This is a genomic window from Streptomyces sp. NPDC048606, from assembly GCF_040650855.1.
In the GTDB taxonomy this organism is placed as follows: Bacteria; Actinomycetota; Actinomycetes; order Streptomycetales; family Streptomycetaceae; genus Streptomyces.
This window is the reverse complement of record NZ_JBEZIB010000104.1, coordinates 1-1765: the sequence shown is the minus strand read 5'-3', so window position 1 is coordinate 1765 and position 1765 is coordinate 1. Positions and strand designations below refer to the sequence as shown.

Annotated in this window: 1 protein-coding gene; it reads left to right on the top strand. The window is 75.2% G+C overall.

Annotation, left to right across the window (positions count from 1 at the left end; genetic code table 11):
* The coding region (locus AB0D01_RS39670; protein ID WP_363064284.1) for a condensation domain-containing protein at positions 1-1765 on the top strand (1765 nt) is incomplete at both ends.

Sequence of the window (1765 nt, the reverse complement as noted above, 5' to 3'; positions counted from 1 at the left end):
CCCGACTACATGCACCCCACCCACTACATCCACCTCGACCACCTCCCCCTCAACCCCAACGGAAAACTCGACCGCAACGCCCTCCCCGCACCCGTCGAGACGGCGGGGCAGCCCTCGCGGGCTCCGCGCGACGCTCGCGAGGAGATCCTCGTCGGCATCCTGGCCGACGTGCTGGGACGCTCCTCGGTGGGTGTGAGCGACGACTTCTTCGGGCTCGGCGGGCACTCGCTGCTCGCCGCCCGGGTGGCGGGGCGGATCCGCGAGGCGCTCGGCGTCGACTGCGGGATCCGGGACGTGTTCGAGCTGCGCACGGTGGAGGCGCTGGCGGCCCGACTGGCCGACAGGTCGACCGGTCCGGAGCGGCCGAGGCCGGCCGCCGTCGAACGGGGCGAGCGCCCCGCGCTGTCCTTCGCCCAGCACCGGCTGTGGCTGCTGGACAGCGTGCGCGGACCCAGCGCGGCCTACAACGTGCCGCTCGCGGTGCGCCTGGACGGCCCGGTGGACATGGCCGCGCTCCGCGCGGCGGTGGCCGACGTGGTCACCCGTCACGAGGTGCTGCGCACGGTGATCGCCGAGCACGACGGGGAGCCGTACCAGTGGGTGCTGGATCCGGCGCAGGCCCACGTGCCGGTGACGCTGCGCGAGGTCGCGGAGGACCGGCTGGCCGAGGAGGCCGTCGCGGCGGGCCGGCACGTGTTCGACCTCGCGGCCGAGCTGCCGATGCGGGTCACGCTGCTGCGGGCCTCCGCGGAACGGCACGTCCTGGTGCTGCTGCTGCACCACATCGCCACCGACGAGGGGTCGGCCGGCCCGCTGCTGGCCGACCTGGACCGGGCCTACGCGGCCCGGCTGGCCGGCGGCGCGCCGGACTTCGCCCCGCTGCCGGTGCAGTACGCCGACTTCGCCCGGTGGCAGCGCGATCTGCTCGGCGACCCGGCGGACCCCGCCTCGGTGGCGGCCGGTCAGGCGGCCTACTGGCGCGAGGCCCTGGCGGGAGTCCCGGCGGAGCTGGCGCTGCCCACGGACCGGCGGCGCCCGGCGGAGCCCTCGTACGAGGGCGGTGTGGTGACCTTCACCGTCCCCGAGGCGACCGTGTCCGGTCTGCTCCGGACGGCTCGCGAGAACGGTGCGACGCCGTTCATGGTGGCGCACGCCGCGGTGGCCGCGTTGCTGCACCGGCTCGGCGCGGGTGAGGACATCCCGCTCGGCAGTCCGGTCTCCGCCCGTGAGGGCGAGCAGATGGACGGGCTGGTCGGGTTCTTCCTGAACACGCTGGTGCTGCGGGCCGACCTGTCCGGCGACCCGACCTTCGGTGACCTGGTGGCGCGGGTCCGCGACACCGGTCTGGCCGCGTTCGCGCACGCCGACCTGCCGCTGGAGGCCGTGGTCGAGGCGGTCGACCCGGAGCGCTCGCGGGCCCGCAACCCGCTGTTCCAGACGATGGTCACCTTCCACTCCGTCGACAGCGCGGTACCGCGCCTGTTCGGGCTGCCCGCCGAGGAGCTGACGGTGGAGACCGGCGGGGCGAAGTTCGACCTGGAGGTGGCCTTCGGCACCGTCCGGGACGGCGCGGGCATCGAGGGCGGCATCCGTTACGCCTCCGACCTCTTCGACCGGGCCCGGGTGGAGGAGCTGGCCGGCCGGCTGGTCGCCCTCCTCGACGCGGTGGCCGCCGATCCGGGGGTGCGGGTCTCGCGGGTCGAGGTGATGGGCGAGGCCGAGCGCGAGCTCGTCCTGCACGGCTGGAACGACACCGCGCGTCCGC